The organism is Pseudobacter sp. (assembly GCF_051955275.1).
Taxonomy (GTDB): Bacteria; Bacteroidota; Bacteroidia; order Chitinophagales; family Chitinophagaceae; genus Pseudobacter.
Genome location: NZ_JBQCGW010000268.1, coordinates 1 through 21,257, shown reverse-complemented (window position 1 = coordinate 21,257; position 21,257 = coordinate 1). Strand labels below are relative to the sequence as shown.

Sequence of the window (21,257 nt, the reverse complement as noted above, 5' to 3'; positions counted from 1 at the left end):
TTATGCCGGGGACGAAACCCGCATTAAATGGCCCAATGACATTTACTGGCGTGACAGAAAGGCAGCTGGCATTCTGATAGAAAACAGGCTCGATACGGCGCGAGGAGTATGGCAATGGGCCATTGTGGGCATGGGGGTGAACATCAACCAGGTGAAATTCGGGGATGGGCATAAGAAACCGGTAAGTCTCAGGCAGATCACTGGAAAAACCTGGGACATGCTGGAGCTGACGCGTGAATTATGCGCCTGCCAGGAATACTGGTGGCAGCAATTGCGGAATGAGCATCCTCAGAAGTTGATGGGAAAATACCATGATGCGCTGTACAAACTGGGCGAAACAGTGAAGCTGAGGAAGGACAATGCAGTATTTGAAACAAAGGTTACCGGGGTAACCATTGCAGGGAAGCTGCTTACCCGGGATGTGATAGACCGTACTTTCGATGTAGGTGAGGTGGAATGGGTGCTCCCCTGAAGCCTTACATAATATTCCTTGATCTGCAAGGGGAAAAAAAACGCCATTTACCGTTTTTTTTCCCCTTGTTTCGTTTCGATTGCCCATCATCTTTACATCGTCAACAAAAACAATACAACGATGGCATCAGAGGGTAATCATAAAGTTGATCTCCGGATCTATGACCTGTGCAGGAGCAAGCTGCAGCTATCTGATATCGATGCGGCTGCTGTAAGCCTGGAGCTGCAGGAGATGATCAATGAAGACAGGTTGCACTGGCAGCAGGAGCAGCAGAAGGCCGATCAGGCGGACAGGCTTGACTTTGAAGAGTTCATCGAGCAGCGGATAGAGTTCCTCCGGAGAGACCTCCATAATTTTCATACAACGTTCAGTGCCGAGTTACAGCAGCTCCCTGAAGCCGGCGTTCATTCTACGGAAGTGTTACAGTGGATGTTCACGTATTTCGCTTTCCAGATGGGTGGCATCATCGCCCTGATTTTATTGCTCTTAAAGAGATGACCCCTTCTTTTTACCCACGGTGAATACCCTTGAAAGGTTGAAACCAAACCGTATATCCCCTTTCCAGAAATCATCGACGGTATTGGTAGTAAAGGCTTTTTCATTCATGCCTGTGGCATTGGTAAAATGCAGCTGGAACACGTGCCCGCCGGTTTCTATATCAAAGCCCACGGCCAGCATATCTTTTGTTCCTGCCTGTCTCCCGGAGATCACGGGCTGGTAATCCAGCATGAAAGCTGTTCTTTTGGTCAGCTTCAACCGGGACCCTATGCCCATTGCGAATGTATTATTATGATCATTAGCGCCTGGCACCAGGTTGCGGTGGACCAGTGTGGGATTGATTTGCAGCGAAAAGGCATCAGTGAATTTCCGGCCGATGATCAGTTCATGATAAAAGGCCAGCCTGGAGTGGAAATAATTTTTCCGGTCAGGAAAAGCCCAGGGAGCAGTGCTCAGGGTCATACCTGATACCAGCACAATGGTAACGGGCGATCCACCGGCATCATTGGATTGCCAGATGGGGCGGTACTTGATGAAACCATCCAGTTCCTTGCCCACGCTGCTTCTGCCCACCCCTACCATCAGGCGTTTGCTCAACCCGTAATCGAAACCGATACGCGTATTGGCCTGATCAAGACCGAAAAGATTTTCAGCTCCGCTGTTCACTGTTCCGAAACGGTGGAGGAAACGTACGTCCAGCACGTCTTTTCCAAGAAACTCGATAGAGTGATTATTGATCACCCTCGAGGATTTGAAAGCGTTGGTCACATGAGATCTGGCAGGCGTTTCCTCCTTTTTCAGGGCTTCGATCAGATCCGGCTCCTGCGCCTGCACTGCAGCGCAAAAGGCAAAGAGGAAGAATAGTATGGTATAAATTTTCATCATCATATTCATTAGGATGGCTCGGGTTAATTGTCAGGTTAGGTTAGCAAGGCATCGTGTACTTATTGCAGTGGCTGCAATGAGCAGACTACTGCAATATTCACGGTGTTGGACAGATTGTTTTTCACCAGTGAAGGGATCTTCACTTTATAATCAGACAGCAGGATGTTGAAAGTGGATTGAGCCTGAACGCCCTGTTGCTTTACAGTGATAGTGCCGTCAACAGTCACATCCTGTGTAATACCATGGATGGTCATCTTCCCTTTCACCTTCACGGGGTACCTGCCATCATTTGTGAGATCAGGCAGGGGCGTGCTGGTGATCTGGCCTTTGAAATCAGCATTGGGGAATTTGTCGCTCTCCACGTAGTTCTCATTGAAGTGTTCCTGCATGAGTGCTTTTTTAAATTCAAAGCCCCTCATGATCACGGAGAACTGCAACAGTCCGCTTTGAGCATCCAGCACACAGGTAACTGTTTTGTTCTCGGCTCTGATGGTTTCGAGCACCCCTTTGGAGGTAAATGAGATCTGACCTGCGCGGGTAAAATATTTACCCTGTGAAAAGGCGCTGCCTGCCAGCATGAGCAGGAGGGCCAGCATTAGCTCTTTCTTATGTTTCATAGTGTTTCAATTTTCACCGGCGGGCGGTTACTGGTGACTGACCAGAACGCCCCTGTTGAAAACGATCTCGTCGCCCAGCAGCCCGGTGGGATCTTTACTGTATCCGTTCAGTATGCCTTTGATGGTAATGGGCATACCCTTATGTATAGTCGAAATTTCTTTCCAGGTACTGTCCATCGACATCCGGATGGAAGCACTCTGAACAGTATCACCCAGAATAACTGACACTCCATTATTAGTAGTGTCTACTGATTTAACGATACCACGCACCGCCAGGATCCTTTTCCTGTACTTCATATCCGCCAGGGTATCGTCGCCTGCGAACTCACGGATCAGGGTAGTGGCATCCACCGTCTGATCTGCCTGGGTATTCCGCAGGTCCTGGTTGGTGCGCTGGTATTGAAAATATCCATAGAGGGCAAAACCTGCCAGCAGAATGGTTATAGCGGCAATGATCCGTTTCCTTTTTCGCATAGCCATTCCAGTTAATTGTTTGGAGTGCCTGAATCGATCCAGCAGACGATGCTCTTGATCTGTTCAGCGCTGAGGCTGCCCCCCTTGGGCATTTCGCGGGAGATCACCACCCGCCTGATCCTGGCAGAAGCATCCTTCACCCTGTCATAACTGGTGAGTGGGCCGGGGCCATTGGTGCTGGGTCCGTCGTGACAGCCACTGAGTGTGCAGCTGGACTGAATAATAGGCTGAACAGTTGTTGCGTAGCTTGAATTCACGCCACTGCAATCATTGCCGCCACTGTACAACAGTTCTTCTTTCTGATTATAACAGCCGCAAAGGATCAGCAGGATACATCCTGTGATGATTGAAACAGGTCTGGTCATTGGTGCGTAATTGGTTCCTGAGATTTTTACGGAGAAAGAAATTGCAGGGTTGCCTGCATGAAAAATAGGTTAGGTGAATTAGGTTTTTTAAAAGGTAAGGATGTGTATTTCTGGTTTATGGAACGAGAGTTCCAGGTTTTAATGTCAGTTAAAACAAATCCCTGCTCTTTCCAGAACAGGGATCTTTTTTACCAAACCTTGAACAAAAAAATCCTTGCTCCAGCCGGTAATGAATACTGGCCTGGCAGGATCTGTCACTACCAATGATGGCAGCAATAAAGAATACGTGAAATCAGGTTATTTGGTTTCCTGGCTGAGCTCTTTCCAGGCATTCACGATTTCCTCAGCGTGTTGTTTGCTTTTCGGCCTGAGAAATACTTTGCGGATGATACCTTTTTCATCTATCAGGAAAGTAGTGCGAAGCAGGCCCATGTATTTCCTGCCGTAAAGTTGTTTCTCTCCCCACACACCGTACTTTTCAATGATGGTGTGCTCAGGATCGGCCAGCAGGGTGAAAGGAAGGCTGTGTTTGGTTTCAAACTTTTTATGCTTCGTGGATTCATCGGGGCTCACGCCCAGGATGGTGAACCCTTCTTTTTTGAGCAGTGCATAATTATCGCGCAGGTTGCAGGCCTGCACCGTGCAGGTGGGAGTATCGTCCTGTGGATAGAAGTACAAAACTATCTTTTGCCCTTTGAACTCACTGAGAGATACAGTTTTTCCATCCTGGTCCTTTCCTTTGAATGCAGGTGCTTTAGTGCCTTCCTGTAAGATCATATTCATTTCGTTTTAAAACAGGCATTGCCGGTCTGTAGGATTGCCCCTTAGCGGGTGAAGGTAAAGGTTTTTGTGGTGGCGTTGCCGGCTTCGTCTTCTGCATAGATAGTGAGCTCATGTTTGCCGGGAGGGCATTGCTCATCGAAGCGGTAAATAAAAGTGCGGCCTTTATCATTGGTGAAGCGGAGCCATTTGCCGTCCAGCATCGGCTTCACGTTTTTGAACTTATTATTATTGTCCTTCACAGTGAATGCGATCCTGGCGGCTTTGCTGAGATCCGCGCCATCCGTAAATCCTATAGGCACGATGGAAGGAGGTTCCTGGTCCACCAGCAGTTGATAGCTGCCAAAATCCCTGAAACGGGCGGAGGCCCAGTTGTTCTGCCATTCCACTTTCTGAACATCTTTTTTGGCGCCGGAAGTCCACTGCATTACAGTACGCTGCTGTTGCTCGGGAGTGAGAACCTTGCTGGGTTGGATCCTTACCAGGAACGCTTCCTGCAGCGGGATGTAGCTGGAACCAATGGAGTGCATAGCGGATACTGCCTGCGTATTGGCTGTGGCTGCCCGGTTATACCGGATATGAACAGAATCATAAAGGCAGCGCTCGCCGATGAAGAATTCACAGTCCTCTTTCTCAAAACCATCCAGCATCAGCGGGTAGAACATGGGATTGTCCGCCGTGGTGGCTGGTGCTGCGGAAACCGCGCCGGGCTTGTATTGTACCCGGCAATGCAGGGTGGAAGTGTTAAGGTAAGTGTCTTTCACTTCAATCCGTACTGTATGAATAGCGCCATCGCTCAGGTCAATCACCCCATTGTTCTTTACATTTTTGTAAATGGAATTGATATAGCCCGGCAGATCGAAGAGTTGCTGCAGCCAGGGGCCGCCGCCGGCCTTCGTCCTGTAGTCGATATGCGCGTTCAGGTAGCGGGTATCGTTGTAACTGATATTGTCCATCTGAAAGGCAACCACCGGTTGTTCATCCACAAAAAGTATGGATTCAAAAATCCCATTCAGATTTGTAGAACCGGTATGGGTATCAAATGCCCCGATTCCGAAACTGATATTGGGAGAACTAACAGTAATTAGTTCGGGAGTGGTTGTGTATCTGGTACCGCCGGTTGCTTTTGCGGGGAAGAGCCTGGCGGATTGTTCATAAATGCTTTTGCTTCTGTCGTAGATCCCCATCCGGAGGATGCGTGGCGGTACGTTATCAGTGAGTGGCAACCCGAAAAGTAACGGATTGAGGTTTACATCATCAGCGCTCCTGCGGATCTCGAAATGCAGGTGGGGCGCCTGCGAACCACCGGTATTGCCACTGTACGCAATGAAGTCTCCTTTCTTTACGGGAAACAGGTTAGCAGGCAGGTCAAGGAAAACGCGCCAGGACTGCTGCTTGTATTGCTGTTCCTTCACCCAGGCTTCAAGTTGCGGATTAAAATCATTGAGGTGAGCGTAGAGGGTCGTATAACCATTGGGGTGATTGATGTATAAAGCCCGTCCGAACCCGGCCGGTTCTATCTTGATGCGGGCCACATAGCCATCTGCTGCGGCGTATACTGGTTGGTTCTCCCTGGCTTTGGTTTTCAGGTCGAGTCCCATATGGTAGTGATTGGGCCTGAGCTCCCCGAAATTGCCACTAAGGTCAATGGGTATTGCCAATGGGTTTCTGAAATAACCTTTCGGGTACACGGCAGGAGGAAACACCTGTGCTGTCAGCATTCCACTACAGAGTAAAAAAACGATCACCAGTATTCGCATTGCTCAGCTTTTATTTAACGAAGAAGTAGCAAAACTACTGAAAAGAGACCGGGGGCTAACTGCTTTGGTTTCAGTTGTATTAAACTAACATTAAAAATGGGAAATAAAGGTTACCCGGCACAAGAATAGGTATAAAGAGTAGAAGCAGATGGACATTGGATTTCGCCATGTTAAGTTCTTAAAAATACCACTAAGTGGTAATGCGTTTTTTTAAACTATGGAACAGCATTTGGCGTATATAAATTGTCTATAGATATATGATGGTTTAATTCTACAAACTGAGGGTTATGAAAGCAATTTTAAACAGGATGGTTTTACTACTTGCATTGACAGTAGGGTCGATAGTTGGATTATTCAAAGGAAATGAAGCGAAGCAGAAGTGGATCTTCAAGATCAGAAGCAGTTTTGATGAGAAGCGTCATCTGGCCGAGCAACGTAGGGTTATTCGCCAGGGCGGCGTAGCGCTCGATGACATCGAGATAGCTTCCTTCCATGCCAGTTGAACTTAGCTAATTTAAGAGCCTGCATATAAAGCCTCTACCGGGTTGGTGGAGGCTTTTTTTATGTCCGTACGGTAGCCGGAAAGGCTGTTTTTACTGCCTGTTCCGGCCGTTCTAAAAAATAATCCTCAAAATTCCCGCTGGCGCCTTACTTTTGCGCAATTTGTTTAGAAAAAAAACAGCTCTTCAAAAAATGCCAAAAGACACTTCTATTAAGTCAGTGCTCATTATCGGATCGGGTCCGATCATTATCGGACAAGCTTGTGAATTTGACTATTCCGGCTCCCAGGCTGCACGCAGCCTGCGCGAAGAGGGAATTAAGGTCATTTTGATTAACAGTAACCCGGCGACTATCATGACTGACCCCATGATGGCTGACAAGGTTTACCTACTGCCACTGACAGTAGAAAGTATCGAACAGATCCTGGAAGAAAACCAGATCGACGCCGTTCTCCCTACCATGGGTGGTCAAACAGCCCTCAACCTCACCAAAGAGGCTGCTGAGCTGGGTGTTTGGGAAAAATACAATGTCAGGCTGATCGGGGTAGACGTGGAAGCCATCGACACAGCGGAGGACCGTGAAAAGTTCCGCCAGCTGATGCTGAAGATCGGCGTTCCCGTAGCCAACTCTAAAGTAGCTAACTCCCTTCTCGAAGGAAAGGAATATGCTCAGGAGATCGGGTTCCCCCTGGTTATCCGTCCTTCATTTACCCTGGGTGGTTCAGGTGGTGGTTTCGTGCACGACAAATCCGAGCTGGAAGCCGCACTGGACAGAGGTTTGAAAGCCTCCCCCATCCATGAGGTACTGGTGGAAAAAGCCCTTCTCGGCTGGAAAGAGTACGAGCTGGAGCTGCTCCGCGATAAAAACGACAACGTAGCCATCATTTGTACCGTTGAGAACGTAGACCCCATGGGCGTTCACACAGGAGACTCCATCACTGTGGCTCCTGCCATGACCCTCAGCGATACTGCTTTCCAGGAAATGCGTAACCAGGCAATCCTGATGATGCGCAGCCTCGGAAACTTTGCCGGTGGTTGTAACGTGCAGTTTGCCATGGACCCTGCCACCGAAAAGCTGATCTCTGTTGAGATCAACCCTCGTGTGAGCCGTTCCTCTGCCCTGGCTTCCAAAGCCACCGGGTATCCTATCGCCAAGATCGCGGCCAAACTGGCCATCGGTTATACCCTCGATGAACTGAAGAATCAGATCACCAAAACCACCTCCGCTTACTTTGAGCCGGCGCTGGACTATGTGATCGTGAAAATGCCACGCTGGAACTTCGACAAGTTCAAAGGGGCCAATGACACCCTCGGCCTGCAGATGAAGAGCGTAGGTGAAGTGATGGCCATCGGCAGAAGCTTTGCCGAGGCAGTTCAGAAAGCCTGCCAGAGCCTGGAGAACAATGCCGTGGGACTGGGTTACTACGGTAAAAGCCAGATGCACGCTGAAGAGATCCTGGAATATATCAAGACTCCGAAATGGGACCGCATCTTCCGTATCAAGGATGCCCTCATGGATGGAATCAGTGTTGGAACCATTTCCAAAGCCACTGGTATCGACCGCTGGTTTGTGAACGAGATCCAGAAGATAGTAGACACAGAAAAAGAAATCGCGAAATACAAGCTCAACACCTTACCTGTTGAACTGCTGAAAACAGCCAAGGACCTTGGTTTCAGCGATCAGCAGATCTCACTGATCATGCAGGACGGCAAGGATGAAGACGTGTACGAAATAAGAAAGGCTGCCAACATTACCCGCGTGTATAAAATGGTGGACACCTGCTCTGCAGAGTTTGAGGCTAAAACGCCTTATTTCTACTCCTCTTTCGAGAATGGCAATGCCAATGAAAGCAAGGTGAGCAACAGGAAGAAGGTGATCGTTCTCGGATCAGGCCCCAACCGCATCGGCCAGGGCATTGAGTTCGACTATTGCTGTGTACACGGTCTGCTGGCTCTGAAAGAGTGCGGATACGAGGCCATCATGGTGAACTGTAATCCTGAGACCGTTTCCACCGATTTCGATATTGCAGACAAACTCTACTTCGAGCCAGTATTCTGGGAGCACCTCTGGGAGATCATCGAACTGGAAAAACCAGAAGGAGTGATCGTTCAGCTGGGTGGCCAGACGGCCCTGAAGCTTGCTGAGCGCCTGTCTCAGAAAGGCATCAAGATCATCGGTACCTCCTTTGACAATATGGATATCGCGGAAGACCGCGGCCGTTTCAGCGACATGCTGAAAGAGCTGAAGATCCCTTACCCTGATTACGGCACAGCCTACACAGTGGATGAGGCGGTTGAAGTAGCAAATAAGGTTGGCTATCCTGTACTGGTTCGTCCGAGCTATGTACTGGGTGGACAAAGGATGCGAATTGTGATCAATGATGAAGAAGTTGAAAAGGCGGTAGTAAGCCTGCTGAAGCATATCCCCGGTAACAAGATCCTGATCGACCACTTCCTGGATCGTTGCCAGGAGGCTGAGATCGATGCGATCTGTGACGGTGACGAGGTGCATATCATGGGTGTGATGGAGCACATTGAGCCTGCCGGTATCCACAGTGGAGACAGCAATGCGGTTCTTCCTCAGTTCAACCTCTCTCCGATGATTGTGGAAACGATGGAAGAGTATGCGAAGAAGATCGCGTTCAAGTTGAATATCCGTGGCCTGATCAACATCCAGTTTGCCATCAAGAACAACAAAGTGTATGTGATTGAGGCTAACCCAAGGGCATCCCGCACTACGCCGTTCATTGCAAAGGCTTACCAGATCCCGTATCTGAATGTGGCTACCAAGGTGATGCTGGGAGAGAACAAGCTGCGCGACTTCAAGTTTGTGAAGCGTTTGAAGGGATATGCGATCAAGGAGCCAGTGTTCAGCTTCGAGAAATTCCCCGGAGTGAGCAAGGAGCTGGGGCCTGAGATGAAATCAACCGGAGAAGCGATCCGTTTCATCAAGGACCTGCGTGATCCTTACTTCCGTCAGCTGTACAAAGACAGAAGCATGTATCTGAGCAAATAGTTCAGACATCTATAATAGTAAAGGCGTTCCGGTTATACTGGAACGCCTTTTGTTATTTTGCGCCGGGGGTATTGGTTTGATATGATTTATACTTCCACCATGCCATGTCTGATGGCATAGAGCACAAGGCCGATCCTGGATTTTACTTTAAGTTTTTCAAAGAGGGCGTTCCTGTAATCGTCAACGGTTCTGGGGCTGACGAACATTTTCTGTGCGATATCCTTGTAGGTCATTTCGGAGCAAGCCCACTGGAGGAATTCTTTTTCTTTATCGTTGAGTACAACGGGTTCTTCGGGCAGGTCGATGTCTTTATGGAGGCCGCTGATCACTTTTCCGGAGATATATTCGGAGAGGTAATGATCTTTCTGCATTACGGAATCCAGTGCCAGCCGGAGTTCGTCTGGTTCTGCATTTTTAAGTATATATCCTTTTGCTCCCAGGCGCAGCATGCGAATGATGATGCTTTCGTCTGTGAACATGGAGAGGGCGAGTATTTTGATCTGCGGGTAGTTCTTGTAGATCCATTTTGCGGTTTCGTAGCCGTCGATATCGGGCATGTTCACGTCAAGCAGAACGATATCGGGGAGAACGTTCTTTGTGATCTTCTCTTTTACTTCTTTGCCGTTTCCTGCTTCGAATACCACCTGGTAGTTTTCGAAAGAGCCGATCAGTCGCGCAAGGGCATTGCGCAACAGCGTATGATCATCAGCTACTCCTACCAGTATTTTTTTATCGCCTGTCATTGTTTTCACTTTCGATTTCGGGTGGCAAGTCTAGTTTAATAATGGTGGTGGTACCGTTTCCGATGCTGCTTTGCATATCGATGGTGGCTCCCACCAGTTTTGCCCGGTTGAATATACTTTTTAGTCCGACACCGGAGGAAGAAGATACAGAATTTCTTTTTGCATCGATGTCAAATCCCACGCCATTATCTGCCAGGCGTAGGATAAACTGGTTATTATCCGTAAAGTTTATGTCAATTTCCACTTTTTCTGCCTGGGAGTGTTTCAGGATATTATTGAGCATTTCCTGAAAAATCCTGAAAAGCATGACGGATTTCTGGTCATCCAGCATTTGTTCATATCCATTGACTTCAAAGGAAACGTCGAGCAGTCTTGATTTCCGGAGGCTTTCCACTTCAAAGTGAATAGCTTCCACCAGTCCGATCTGTGCGATTCTGTCTGTATGGAGGCTTTTATTGAGGCCTGCCAGGTCGAGCACGGCTTTATTCAGGATTTCACGGGCATTCATGATAGGTTCCCAGGCTTCATGCTGTTTATCGATGGGCAGGATAGCGAGGGAGAGCTTGACTACAGAGAGGGATTGGCCGATATTATCGTGTAATTCCTGGCTGAGCATTTTGAATGTTTCTTCCTGTATTTCGAGTTGTGATTTGAGGGCTTCCTGTTCATAGAGGTCTTTCAGGCGGGTCAGTTCCTGTTCCTGCTGGTGTTGCCTGCGTTGGTAGGTGAAGAGGATGGTAACGATAAATCCCACCAGAAGCAGGGCCAGTAAGCCACCGATGATGATAATAAAATAAATCTCCTGACCCTGGTTCTCCATAAAACAGGAAAGGTATATGAATTAAGATAAATGTTTACAAGGGTGTAAAATCCCGGAAAATACAGGACAGGATAAGGTTTTATGCCAACAAATTACGTAATATATTTTGGTAACAGGTTACCGCTGGGGGATTAGTTTGGAAAAGAGGAGAGGAAATAGAAAAAATCACATTTTAGAAGCATTCTGTTTTTCTTCTTGAAATAATTCTGAGAGCTCACTGAAGTCGCAAATTGCACCTTCTTTTTTCTTGAACATTCTCTTACAAAAAAAAGCGATAATAAAGGAAATGTAGAGAGAGTAATTCATCAACATTAGAAGTGTGCTAAGATAAGAAAGTGTTCCATCGGAAAACCCGACCATAAATTGTATAGTAAGCCAAATAGGAAGAGTTGTACTATAATAAAGAACTACACCAAAGAAAATCCAAAAGCTTTCTTCTCTTTTGGGTGTTAGGTTAATAGGTAGACGCACAATTTCAAAAAAATAAAACGAGTAAAAAAAGAGAACAAGAACAGCCCCTAAACAATAGGCTATTGTTGGAAACCCATGTATTTTAAATAGAGTGTAATAAATTCCAATTATTACTAAATAAATGAAGGTAGAAGCAACAACTGCTTTCTTCAATATCTTTCTAGAAAGGATGTGATAAGCGATAAATAAATAGAAAGTAAACTCAATCGGAAAGAAATAATGGTACAGGTAAGAATTCTCTATCCCGTTTTGTGTTAAGGTGTAAGCAGTAACTTCAACAAGAAGAGTAATTACCAGAAAAGGAGAAAAGAGTTTAAGATATATATGTTGCCCCTTCTTAAGATAAACAGATAGGCTTGCAGCTAGACAAAGGCACAAGATTGTTATGTAAACATAAAAATTGATGTGATACATCGATTCAATATTTTAAGTATTGAACGGCAGGGCGATTCAAGGGCAAAGCAGAAACAATATAACAATAAATTGCAATAATAACTCATTTACCAAGCTTTACTCGACATAAAAAGGCAATGGTGAACAGAGAATACAGGAGAAAGTTAATTATGGCCAGAATTGCTGCAAGATTTTGAGCTATAACAGGAGAGACTTTATCCAAAAAATTGGTCATGCCAATAAATGGCAGAGTACAAGTAAAGAAAAAGAGAAGTGCAGAGCATATCCAAAACGCCGGTTCTTTAATTAGCTTTATCGATTTCTTTAGTTGAAAAAGCTCATAAAAGTAAAACACACATGCAGCAACAATCAATAAACATCCTAATGAGTAGGTGATAGAGTGGAATGCATTAACCTGGATAAATTGAATATTAAGAAATACCAAAAACGGATATGCGAAAATTGCTATAGTAATTATTTTCTTTACTGACTTGTTATGAATTATGCACTTAATAAAGTACAAATAAAACATTACGCTAAAAACACCAAATAGGTTATAGAGAATAATATTACTCTTTCCTAATCTCCAAAGTATTATTCCAGTCACTTCTATCAATATTGTAATAAAGAGAAATGGTGGAAATAACTTTAGGTGTATTGGAGTATCCTTTTTTAAGAAAAGAGTAAGTGAGATGATGAAGCATATCAACTCAAAAATTATGGAAGGAGGAATACTCATTTAAAAGACAATTTAGCGCATATTTTCAATTAAGTATCCCAAATAAAAAGGCCATAGCACGAATGCAATGGCCTTAAATTATGATTAATGGCTAATTACAGTACAGAAATCCCTTTGTCGCCACGATCCACTATTGTAATTCCAAGTCCGCCAAAGTCAGCATCATCTCCTGTAAGTGGCTTTTTAGTGCTTGGACAATATACTGGACACATACCACCATAATTGTAAGCAAGGATCTGAGCCCCTACATATACGTTCTTTTCAGTATATCCGCCTTCATCGTCATGTTTATTCTTAGTAGCTACAAATACAACTGTTTGTTGTTTTGAAAAAAGTGGGTTAGGTGCAAAATTCTCAGGATATGCTCCAAAGTGAAGCCTAATTCCGTTAGCACCTGATTTTTTGGCTTTATTGATAAACTCTTCTAACTCTTCCAGGCTATACCAAACACTCAGCGTATCGTCTTTACCGATATGCTCACTATTCTGCCTCCACCTCTCTTGTTTATAATTACGAACCAAAGTATTTACATGGTTAACGTCTACGTATTTTCCAACCTTTACGGATTTTGTTGCAATAGCTGTCATAGTCAGGGGGGTATTATTTATTGAATAATTGTATTACTCTGTAAATGTATACCCGTAACCACACAGCTTTTCGGTTACAAATGAGTGTTAGTCAAATGATTATAAATTAGTTTTATCCGTAAGATTAAGGCTTTCAAGGTTCCAAGTTAATACAAAACCCCAAAATCCGTTGAAAACATCGCTTATAAACCGTAAAAACATCCACATTTCATACCGTGAAAACACGGTATATTTTACCCCGTGTTTTACACGTCTAAATTCCCGTGCCTAATAAAAGCAGCATTCTTACCCCGGTTGCATTATTTGTCTGATATTAGATATCGGAGAGTTGCTATCATCCCGTTTTTCAAAGTCCAATACTCCTGTGAAAACCCGCCGACAGATTTCCTCAAGCACTTTGCTCAACCAAATACTTGAGGAAATTTTTTTCTGAAACCGGGTTTTCAGAAGTCCACAACAAAAAATTCCGCCAGAAAACTATTAACCAACCATTGGCCTTATCCTTATTCATTTTGTCTTTTTCAGGTTAAGCTGGTCCTCAATGTCCTGAACTCAGATTCTCAACCTTTCTTACAGTTTAGTATATTGCCCCGCCAAATAGCGGGGATTGCCAGCTACATCCATCCCCACTTCTCGCTCGCATAACCAGGTATAGCATCCATTCTCTAACTCAATCCGATTTTATTTAGTATGCATGCTGCACCTTTAATTGCATGGAAGCAAGCGCCATTCCTGCGTTTGATCTTCCCCTTCGCCACAGGCATCGTATTTCAGTATTATACAAATTGCCCCCCGTTTATCCCCATCATCGCCGCCACTATCTCCACCCTCATCATCCTGCTACTCTCAAAAGCCTCCATCCCAATACTTTTCAAATTCAAAAATTTCCTCGCATATACATTCCTGATACTCCTCTTTGCCGCAGGAGCACTCACAATGCATCACAAATCACAATCACTCCAGGCTTCGGATATTCATCATATTGAGGATTCTGTAAATACGTACATCGCTACCATCCAGGAACCCCTATCTGAAAAAACCAATTCTTACAAAACTGTTGCTACTCTTACCCACCAACTTATCAACGATTCCGCCATTCCCGTTAAAGCCTCACTGCTGCTATATTTCAGCAAGCACACCTCAAACGCCCGTTTATATTACGGTCACAAAATTGTATTCAGAAAACAATTACAGACCGTGAAAGGGCCCGCAAACCCGGGAAGTTTCAACTATAAAACATACTGCCAGCACCAGGGAATTTTCCATCAGGCTTATCTCACCCCCGCAGATTATACTGTGCTTCAACAACCCCTCAGCTCTTCTTTCAGATACACCATGTTCAAACTCCGGGATACCATAGTGAATATTCTCGCACGCTTCATTCATGGCCCAAAAGAAGCTGGCCTTGCAGAAGCATTGCTCATCGGCTATAAAGAAGATCTCGACAAATCCCTGATCCAGTCCTACTCCAATACAGGGGTGATACATGTAATCGCCATATCCGGTTTACACCTCGGTCTCATCTATATGCTGCTGACCCTGCTTTTCAAACCACTCGGCAATAAGAAATTCATACGCATCATCCGCCCCATCTTTATCATAACCGGGCTCTGGATATTTGGATTCCTTGCCGGTGGGTCGCCCTCCATCCTGCGCTCAGCCCTCATGTTCACCTGCATCGCCATCGGGGAATGCTTCTCAAAAAAAGCATCCATTTATAATTCCCTCGCAGCCTCGGCTTTCATACTGCTATGCTATAACCCTCACTGGCTCTGGGACGCAGGCTTCCAGCTTTCCTACACGGCCGTGGCAAGTATCGCACTGTTCCAGCAGCTGGTGTATAATACTTTTACTTTTACCAACCGCCTGGCCGATACCTGCTGGAAACTGATCTCCACCACCATCGCCGCACAGATCCTGACCCTCCCACTAACACTGTACCTTTTCCATCAATTCCCTGTTCTTTTTCTGATTACCAATCTCATCGCCATCCCTCTCTCCAGCATCATACTCATTGGAGAGATCCTACTCTGCCTGCTCAGCTTCATCCCCATCGCAGCAAACCCAACAGGCGCCTTGCTTTCATGGCTGATCAAATGCATGAACGCTTCCATAGAGTATTTCGATAAACTTCCATTTGCCTCCATCACGCCCATCAATATCAGTCTCACTCAAATGGCACTGCTTTATGCAGCCATTGCCACACTGTCCATCTGGCTTATGCACAAACAAAAACAAATGGTTATCCCGGCTTTGCTCTTCCTCCTGGTTTATTTCAGCATCGGCGCCATCGATGCCTGGCAACTGCGCCATCAAAACCTCCTGCTCGCTTATCATCTTCCCAAAGCCACCATTATCGATCATATCTCAGGAAGGCAATTCACCCCGTCGGGCGACAGCTCGGCAGAACAGCAATTCAATACACAACTGTACATTCTCAAACCCGCAAGAAACGCATTGGAGGTAAAAAGAAGTGATACCCCACACCAGAATGGTCCGCTGCTCTTTACCAATACCCGTACCCTCCTGCTAATCGGACCGGACTTCCCCGAACCTCCACCCCTGAATCACCCCCTGGCACCGGTGGATGCCCTGCTGATTTCCCATGATCCGCCCCTCAGCCCACGGCTACTCCTGAGCCGGATTCCCTGCAAAACCCTGGTGCTCGACGGATCCAATTCCCCTAAAACCATCAGAAAATACACGGAAGTATGCCAGGAAGCCGGCATTCCCTGCCATTCCACGGCCAATCACGGCGCTTTTGTTTTGAATGGCTGGTGAAATGAATTACCTTTGCGCCTTCCTTAAATTTTCCTGCAGCAAGCCATTGTCAGTCAATCTGCTGCATAAAAAGAAAACCCACGATCGCTTACCTGCATACTTTTTCGAACGCATCAATAAATGTTATGACCAAAAAAATTCAATCAGCGCTTATTTCCGTTTTTTATAAGGATGGCCTCGAGCCCGTTGTTCAGCAATTGCATCAGCAAGGCATCACCATCTACTCCACCGGAGGTACTCAAAGCTTCATTGAAAAAATGGGCATTCCTGTTGTGCCGGTAGAAAACCTCACCACCTATCCTTCTATCCTGGGTGGCCGCGTGAAAACATTGCACCCATCCGTGTTCGGTGGTATACTCGGCAGAAGGGACCTGGAACAGGACCTGCAGGAAATGAAACAATACAATATCCCGGAGATCGATCTGGTGATTGTAGACCTCTATCCCTTCGAAGAAACTGTAGCCAGCACTACAGACGAAAAATCAATCATTGAAAAGATCGATATAGGCGGCCCTTCCATGATCCGCGGCGCTGCCAAGAATTTCAAAGACGTGGTAGTGGTAGCAGCTAAAACTGATTACGCTTACCTGGAACAACTCCTCCGCGAGCAATCCGGCGCCACTACCCTGGAACAACGTAAGAAACTGGCTGCACGCGCCTTCGAGATAGTGGCACATTACGACGCAGCCATCTCACAATACTTCAACCCCACCCACGAAAATTATTTCCAGGCTTCCTTCCCCAACCCACGCATCATGCGTTACGGCGAAAACCCACACCAGACCGGCGTTTTCTTCGGAGACCTGGAAAAGATCTTCAACCAGCTCAACGGTAAAGAACTTTCTTATAATAACCTCGTTGACGTAGATGCAGCCGTTCAGCTGATCGACGAGTTCAGCGCAGAAGGCACAGCCGTTTTCGGTATCATCAAACACACCAATGTTTGCGGCATCGCATCCCGCCCAACTGTGAAAGAAGCTTGGGACGCCGCCCTGGCAGGAGATCCCGAAAGTGCTTTCGGTGGCGTACTGGTTTGCAACAAAACCATCGACAAAGCCACGGCTGACGCCATCAACGAGATCTTCTTTGAAGTACTGATCGCCCCTGCATTCGATGAAGATGCACTCGCAGTACTCAAATCCAAAAAGAACAGGATCCTGCTGCAACAGCTCAGTACCCTCAAAAAGAAAGAAGAGTTCAAAGCTGTACTGAACGGCGTTCTGGCACAACAACCAGACAATGGCAATTACGAAAAATGGGAAGAGACCGGCGGCAGACAAACCACTGAAGCCGAGAAGTCTGACCTGGTATTCGCCAACCTCGTTTGCAAACACCTGAAGTCAAACGCTATCGCCCTGGTGAAGAATAAACAACTGATCGGTAAAGGATGCGGACAAACCAGCCGTGTTGATGCCCTCCGTCATGCACTGGAAAAAGCGAAGCAATTCAACTTCGACCTGAACGGCGCAGTACTGGCCAGCGACGCCTTCTTCCCCTTCAATGACTGTGTGCAGATCGGCCATGCAGCCGGTATCGTTGCATTCATTCAACCCGGAGGTTCCGTTCGCGATAAAGATTCTATCGAGTATTGCGTGGAGCACAAGCTGGCCATGGTGATGACCGGCCTCCGCCACTTCAAACACTAGAAATTGCGCGGTGCGCACTTTCAGCTCAATTCATGTGTGCATCAACTAACATAACAACCCCGTTTCTGAAGAGAAAAGGCACCCGTTTCAAAGCACTCGTTGCGCTGGGACTGGTGTGCTTTCTCTGGGGCACCACCTGGATCGCTTCCCGGCAAGGCGTCCTCTACATGCCAGCCCTCCAGATGGCCGGCATCCGCCAACTGGCAGGTGGTTTTCTTTACCTCCTTTATTTCCTCTGGCGGGGCATGCGATGGCCCAAAGGCAAAGAATGGATCCCCGTACTGGTGCTGAGTTTCCTGAATATCACTTTCACAAACGGACTGACCACCTGGGCAGTACAATATATCTCCGCAGGATTAGGGGCCATTATAGCCGCTACCTTTCCACTCTGGATAGTTGTGATCCATCTTACGGTTTCCCGGATAAAACTGCCTGTAAATGCCATTGTGGGGCTGTTGCTGGGCTTTGCAGGTGTGTGCGTGATCTTTTACGACCACCTGGCGGACTTCCTCAACCCGGATTTCCGCTTCGGTATCCTCCTCTCACTGGGAGGTGCATGGAGCTGGGCACTCGGCACACTCTACACCAAACAACAGGCAAGCGCCTTTAATCCGTATTTCAGCCTCGGGCTTCAGATGCTGATCTCCGGCATCATTCTCTCCGGCGTGGCCAACGGTACCGGCATGACCATTCCGTATGCCAGCATCCCCTGGCAGGCCTGGACCGCCCTCGCTTACCTGGTGATCGTTGGATCTGTATTCTCCTTCCTGGCTTATCTCTACGCGCTGCAACATCTGCCCACCGAGCAGTTGTCTATCTACGCATATATAAACCCGATAGTAGCCATCCTGCTCGGCGCACTCTGGTTCGATGAAAAGCTGAGCATCTTCATCGCCATCGGCGGAGCAGTGATCCTCATCGGCGTTCACCTCATCAATAAAGCTTTCAGAAAACAGGAACTGCAGAAAGATCAATCGCAGTAAGCATCCCAGTATACCGTCTCTTTCATGAAGAGCTCAAACATGTCGCGCCACCCGGCAAAAGCACGGTCTGTACCCAGAATGGAATTATGCCAAACGGTAACCAGCATGCCGTTGAGCTTCTTCACCGTCTCGTAGTACCTCATCAACTCCGCATAAGCCTGCTGCGGTGTATATTTCTGTTCATAGTAAGCATTCGCATCCATGAAGCAGAAAGGGTAGAGCATCAGTGTGGTGGCATCATCTTTCTCCACATCATACCAGTAAAAAGAAGAACAGGCAGATGCCCTGAAACCGTTGATAGTGCCATATCCCATGGAAAACTCCTTCTGAATTCCAAGATTCAGTAATGTGCGGTAAGTATCAGGCAATGTAAACCGGAGATAATGCTGACGGCTGTGAATGATCGCCCGGCCTGTAACATCCTCCATCCACTCCAGCTCCGTTTCAAAGAGATCTTCATCATCCCCGGTTTGCCAGCTGGGATGTAAACCCACTTTGTAACTGTTGGAATAATACTCCACCAGTTCCCTGAACTTTTTTACATCCAGCGGAGTATTCTTATCATATCCCGCCTGCTTTTTTGCAACCAGGAAGAAGTAATAAGGTTTAAGCCTGCAATACAGATGCAGCGCGTCCAGCCATTCAAAGCAGTCGAATGGGTCTTTTTCTTTTCCGCTTAACACACTCCATCTATCTTTCACCTGCTGCCAGTTGCCAGACACCATGCTCCGCGCAAAGCCGCCCGTATTCCTCCAGAAGCCTTTGTGCTTGTAGGAATAGGCCATATCGATATCATAACTCAGATTGCATTTGAAGGTTTTCCCTTTGAAGCGAAGCGTCGGGAATTTCTGCTGCAATGCTTTTTTGAATTCTTCCATCCAGATATTCACCAGCGGCTGATGCAGGAAGCCTTCGCGATAAGCCAGGGAGTTGGTATGCGCATACCTGCCGTACTCATCTTTCTGATGCGGGAGGTATTCTTCATACCTGCTGAGCAGATAGAAAGAAGCGGCAAAGATATCGAATGGAAAATCACCCCGGGTCTGAAAGAATGCCTTATGGAAATTCATTTCAAAACACTCGATCTTCTGGTCACGGACCCCTTTTTCAAAAAGGAGGCCGGTATGTTCAATGAAGAATTCAGTTTCGGAAAAAGCCTGTCCGGAGTAATTGATACGCGGCTGGATACTTGCGTTGTAAGCGGCACGGCTTGATGTAACTTCTATCGGTTCATCAAACAATTCCCTGCTAAAGAAATCAACGATATATTCCAACCGTGGTGTAACAGTATGGGTGTAGAGCAGCAGCATCAGTTACACAAAATATAAAAGTCGGGTGATAATCCTACGCCGCATTTGAAAAAAGATAATAGGAAAAGCCGCAGGTGTTGATATGGATCAAATTCAACTGCACTTCTACTATTTCATTTGGTTACGAAGTAGGGGTAACCGCAATAATTCGAAATAAGCTGTTAAGCATTGGTTGCCCCGCCTACTTTTTTGCAGGCTCAAACTTTTCCCGCCATTGCTCATTGAAGGTCTTTTCCGGAAAATCGAGCGGGCCGCGATGGGCCGTCCAGCCCTTGAACATCTTGTTCACCGCCCAGTTCTTGAGCTTCTGGTTGCCCATATTCATCATTTTCCGGTTGAGGCTGGCTTTCTTCCAGACCTTCCAGGCAATACGCTCGGCAAATTTGCTCTGGCCTTCTTCAACAGCTTCGTGCCTGTTTTCCAGGAGCAGCTCATGCAGGTTGATCTTCACGGCGCACACTTCGGTACAGTTACCGCAAAGGGAAGAGGCATTGCTGAGGTGCTTCCATTCTCCCAGCTCTTTGAGGTGCGGGGTGATCACGGAACCGATGGGACCGCTGTAGGTGGTGCCATATGCGTGACCGCCGATATTCTTGTATACAGGGCATGCGTTGAGGCAGGCGCCGCAACGGATACAGTAAAGGCTTTCCCTTGTTTTTTCGTTGGCGAGGATATTGGTACGGCCATTGTCGAGCAGGATCACGTACATATCTTCCGGACCGTCGGTTTCACCAGCCTGTTTTGGGCCGGTAACGATGGTATTGTACACCGTGATGCGCTGCCCCGTTCCGAAAGTGGCCAGCAGTGGCCAGAACAGTCCGAGATCGGTAACGGATGGAATGATCTTTTCGATCCCCGCGATCACGATATGCGTTTTAGGGAAGGCGCAGCTCAGCCTGGCATTGCCTTCATTTTCTGTAACGGCAATACCGCCCACATCGGCTATGATGAAATTGGCGCCGGTGATGCCGATCTCTGCCTCTACATATTTCTTGCGGAGCTTTTCGCGTGCAACGAGTGTGAGCTCGCTGGGGCTCAGGTTGGGCGCGGTTCCCAGCTTATCGTAAAACAATTTGGCTACATCTTCCTTGCTCTTGTGCATAGCCGGTGTAACGATATGATAGGGCGGTTCATCATCCAGCTGCTGGATGTATTCTCCGAGATCGGTCTCCACACTTTCAATGCCCTTCTTCTCCAGGTAATCGTTCAGATGGATCTCTTCGGTCACCATGCTCTTGCTCTTCACAATGGTTTTGCAGTTCTTCTCTTCACAGATCTTCATCACCTGTTCCAGGGCTTGTTTGGCATCCTCTGCCCAGAGCACTTTTGCACCGCGCCTGGTGATATTGGACTCAAATTCTTCCAGGTACTGGTCGAGCATTTCGATAGCCCTCCACTTCACGTTCTTGGCACGTTC

Annotated in this window: 19 protein-coding genes; 7 read left to right on the top strand and 12 right to left on the bottom strand. The window is 47.0% G+C overall.

Annotation, left to right across the window (positions count from 1 at the left end):
• Both ACTHMC_RS23630 and ACTHMC_RS23625 read left to right on the top strand, forming a co-directional pair.
• A partial coding sequence (locus ACTHMC_RS23630; protein ID WP_440416975.1) for a biotin--[acetyl-CoA-carboxylase] ligase occupies nucleotides 1-472 on the top strand: 472 nt, incomplete at its 5' end.
• Nucleotides 473-592: 120 nt separating this feature from the next.
• Nucleotides 593-970: a hypothetical protein gene (locus ACTHMC_RS23625; RefSeq protein ID WP_440416973.1), complete on the top strand. Its 378-nt coding sequence runs from the start codon at nucleotides 593-595 to the stop codon at nucleotides 968-970.
• Here ACTHMC_RS23625 and ACTHMC_RS23620 read toward each other — a convergent pair.
• From ACTHMC_RS23620 to ACTHMC_RS23595, 6 genes are all read right to left on the bottom strand, one after another.
• Entirely contained in the window at nucleotides 959-1,858 is a 900-nt protein-coding gene (locus tag ACTHMC_RS23620; RefSeq protein ID WP_440416972.1) for a DUF5777 family beta-barrel protein, read from the bottom strand. The genes ACTHMC_RS23625 and ACTHMC_RS23620 overlap by 12 nt on opposite strands.
• A 56-nt stretch (nucleotides 1,859-1,914) precedes the next feature.
• Entirely contained in the window at nucleotides 1,915-2,472 is a 558-nt protein-coding gene (locus ACTHMC_RS23615; protein WP_440416971.1) for a YceI family protein, read from the bottom strand.
• 27 nt (nucleotides 2,473-2,499) lie between these two features.
• Nucleotides 2,500-2,946 (bottom strand): OB-fold protein, encoded by a 447-nt coding sequence (locus ACTHMC_RS23610; RefSeq protein ID WP_440416970.1) that lies wholly within the window; start codon nucleotides 2,944-2,946, stop codon nucleotides 2,500-2,502.
• Between the two features lie 11 nt (nucleotides 2,947-2,957).
• On the bottom strand, nucleotides 2,958-3,311 hold the full coding sequence (locus ACTHMC_RS23605) for a hypothetical protein (protein WP_440416969.1): 354 nt from the start codon (nucleotides 3,309-3,311) through the stop codon (nucleotides 2,958-2,960).
• A 297-nt stretch (nucleotides 3,312-3,608) separates the two neighbouring features.
• Complete coding sequence (gene bcp / locus ACTHMC_RS23600; protein WP_440416968.1) at nucleotides 3,609-4,088, bottom strand: thioredoxin-dependent thiol peroxidase; 480 nt, start codon at nucleotides 4,086-4,088, stop codon at nucleotides 3,609-3,611.
• Between the two features lie 47 nt (nucleotides 4,089-4,135).
• Nucleotides 4,136-5,851 carry a M23 family metallopeptidase gene (locus tag ACTHMC_RS23595; RefSeq protein WP_440416967.1) on the bottom strand — a complete coding sequence of 572 codons (1,716 nt, stop codon included), beginning with the start codon at nucleotides 5,849-5,851 and terminating at the stop codon, nucleotides 4,136-4,138.
• Nucleotides 5,852-6,159: 308 nt separating this feature from the next.
• Here ACTHMC_RS23595 and ACTHMC_RS23590 point away from each other — a divergent pair, with 308 nt between their 5' ends.
• On the top strand, nucleotides 6,160-6,354 hold the full coding sequence (locus ACTHMC_RS23590) for a hypothetical protein (RefSeq protein WP_440416966.1): 195 nt from the start codon (nucleotides 6,160-6,162) through the stop codon (nucleotides 6,352-6,354).
• A gap of 190 nt (nucleotides 6,355-6,544) precedes the next feature.
• A complete protein-coding gene (gene carB, locus ACTHMC_RS23585; RefSeq protein ID WP_440416964.1) occupies nucleotides 6,545-9,367 on the top strand; it encodes a carbamoyl-phosphate synthase large subunit in 2,823 nt (940 codons plus the stop codon).
• An 86-nt stretch (nucleotides 9,368-9,453) separates the two neighbouring features.
• On the opposite strand, the gene ACTHMC_RS23580 is transcribed toward carB, so the two are convergent.
• From ACTHMC_RS23580 to ACTHMC_RS23565, 4 genes are all read right to left on the bottom strand, one after another.
• Complete coding sequence (locus ACTHMC_RS23580) at nucleotides 9,454-10,110, bottom strand: response regulator (RefSeq protein ID WP_440416963.1); 657 nt, start codon at nucleotides 10,108-10,110, stop codon at nucleotides 9,454-9,456.
• Nucleotides 10,097-10,930, bottom strand: coding sequence for a sensor histidine kinase (locus ACTHMC_RS23575; RefSeq protein WP_440416961.1), 834 nt, complete (start codon nucleotides 10,928-10,930; stop codon nucleotides 10,097-10,099). Before ACTHMC_RS23575 ends, ACTHMC_RS23580 begins: the two co-directional genes overlap by 14 nt.
• A 165-nt stretch (nucleotides 10,931-11,095) precedes the next feature.
• Nucleotides 11,096-11,815, bottom strand: coding sequence for a hypothetical protein (locus tag ACTHMC_RS23570; RefSeq protein WP_440416960.1), 720 nt, complete (start codon nucleotides 11,813-11,815; stop codon nucleotides 11,096-11,098).
• A gap of 813 nt (nucleotides 11,816-12,628) precedes the next feature.
• Complete coding sequence (locus ACTHMC_RS23565; RefSeq protein WP_440416958.1) at nucleotides 12,629-13,120, bottom strand: hypothetical protein; 492 nt, start codon at nucleotides 13,118-13,120, stop codon at nucleotides 12,629-12,631.
• A 690-nt stretch (nucleotides 13,121-13,810) separates the two neighbouring features.
• On the opposite strand from ACTHMC_RS23565, the gene ACTHMC_RS23560 reads away from it, so the two are divergent.
• The 3 genes from ACTHMC_RS23560 (at nucleotide 13,811) to ACTHMC_RS23550 (ending at nucleotide 18,530) form a co-directional block, all read left to right on the top strand.
• Complete coding sequence (locus ACTHMC_RS23560; protein WP_440416956.1) at nucleotides 13,811-15,901, top strand: ComEC/Rec2 family competence protein; 2,091 nt, start codon at nucleotides 13,811-13,813, stop codon at nucleotides 15,899-15,901.
• A gap of 125 nt (nucleotides 15,902-16,026) precedes the next feature.
• Nucleotides 16,027-17,547, top strand: a complete 1,521-nt coding sequence (purH, locus tag ACTHMC_RS23555; protein WP_440416954.1) for a bifunctional phosphoribosylaminoimidazolecarboxamide formyltransferase/IMP cyclohydrolase — start codon at nucleotides 16,027-16,029, stop codon at nucleotides 17,545-17,547.
• 32 nt (nucleotides 17,548-17,579) lie between these two features.
• Entirely contained in the window at nucleotides 17,580-18,530 is a 951-nt protein-coding gene (locus ACTHMC_RS23550; protein ID WP_440416952.1) for a DMT family transporter, read from the top strand.
• Here ACTHMC_RS23550 and ACTHMC_RS23545 read toward each other — a convergent pair.
• Nucleotides 18,518-19,840 (bottom strand): DUF7033 domain-containing protein, encoded by a 1,323-nt coding sequence (locus ACTHMC_RS23545; RefSeq protein ID WP_440416951.1) that lies wholly within the window; start codon nucleotides 19,838-19,840, stop codon nucleotides 18,518-18,520. The genes ACTHMC_RS23550 and ACTHMC_RS23545 overlap by 13 nt on opposite strands.
• Nucleotides 19,841-20,021: 181 nt before the next feature.
• On the bottom strand, nucleotides 20,022-21,257 hold a 1,236-nt coding region (locus ACTHMC_RS23540), incomplete at its 5' end, for a LutB/LldF family L-lactate oxidation iron-sulfur protein (RefSeq protein ID WP_440416949.1).

What these genes read in the sequence shown, in the direction of transcription:
- ACTHMC_RS23595 (WP_440416967.1), bottom strand. Translation starts at nt 5,851, where the DNA reads ATGCGAATACTGGTGATCGTTTTTTTACTCTGTAGTGGAATGCTGACA.
- carB (WP_440416964.1), top strand. Translation starts at nt 6,545, where the DNA reads ATGCCAAAAGACACTTCTATTAAGTCAGTGCTCATTATCGGATCGGGT.
- bcp (WP_440416968.1), bottom strand. Translation starts at nt 4,088, where the DNA reads ATGATCTTACAGGAAGGCACTAAAGCACCTGCATTCAAAGGAAAGGAC.
- ACTHMC_RS23550 (WP_440416952.1), top strand. Translation starts at nt 17,580, where the DNA reads ATGTGTGCATCAACTAACATAACAACCCCGTTTCTGAAGAGAAAAGGC.
- ACTHMC_RS23590 (WP_440416966.1), top strand. Translation starts at nt 6,160, where the DNA reads ATGGTTTTACTACTTGCATTGACAGTAGGGTCGATAGTTGGATTATTC.
- ACTHMC_RS23560 (WP_440416956.1), top strand. Translation starts at nt 13,811, where the DNA reads ATGCATGCTGCACCTTTAATTGCATGGAAGCAAGCGCCATTCCTGCGT.
- ACTHMC_RS23575 (WP_440416961.1), bottom strand. Translation starts at nt 10,930, where the DNA reads ATGGAGAACCAGGGTCAGGAGATTTATTTTATTATCATCATCGGTGGC.
- ACTHMC_RS23545 (WP_440416951.1), bottom strand. Translation starts at nt 19,840, where the DNA reads ATGCTGCTGCTCTACACCCATACTGTTACACCACGGTTGGAATATATC.
- ACTHMC_RS23610 (WP_440416970.1), bottom strand. Translation starts at nt 2,946, where the DNA reads ATGCGAAAAAGGAAACGGATCATTGCCGCTATAACCATTCTGCTGGCA.
- ACTHMC_RS23565 (WP_440416958.1), bottom strand. Translation starts at nt 13,120, where the DNA reads ATGACAGCTATTGCAACAAAATCCGTAAAGGTTGGAAAATACGTAGAC.
- ACTHMC_RS23570 (WP_440416960.1), bottom strand. Translation starts at nt 11,815, where the DNA reads ATGTATCACATCAATTTTTATGTTTACATAACAATCTTGTGCCTTTGT.
- purH (WP_440416954.1), top strand. Translation starts at nt 16,027, where the DNA reads ATGACCAAAAAAATTCAATCAGCGCTTATTTCCGTTTTTTATAAGGAT.
- ACTHMC_RS23625 (WP_440416973.1), top strand. Translation starts at nt 593, where the DNA reads ATGGCATCAGAGGGTAATCATAAAGTTGATCTCCGGATCTATGACCTG.
- ACTHMC_RS23620 (WP_440416972.1), bottom strand. Translation starts at nt 1,858, where the DNA reads ATGATGATGAAAATTTATACCATACTATTCTTCCTCTTTGCCTTTTGC.
- ACTHMC_RS23615 (WP_440416971.1), bottom strand. Translation starts at nt 2,472, where the DNA reads ATGAAACATAAGAAAGAGCTAATGCTGGCCCTCCTGCTCATGCTGGCA.
- ACTHMC_RS23605 (WP_440416969.1), bottom strand. Translation starts at nt 3,311, where the DNA reads ATGACCAGACCTGTTTCAATCATCACAGGATGTATCCTGCTGATCCTT.
- ACTHMC_RS23580 (WP_440416963.1), bottom strand. Translation starts at nt 10,110, where the DNA reads ATGACAGGCGATAAAAAAATACTGGTAGGAGTAGCTGATGATCATACG.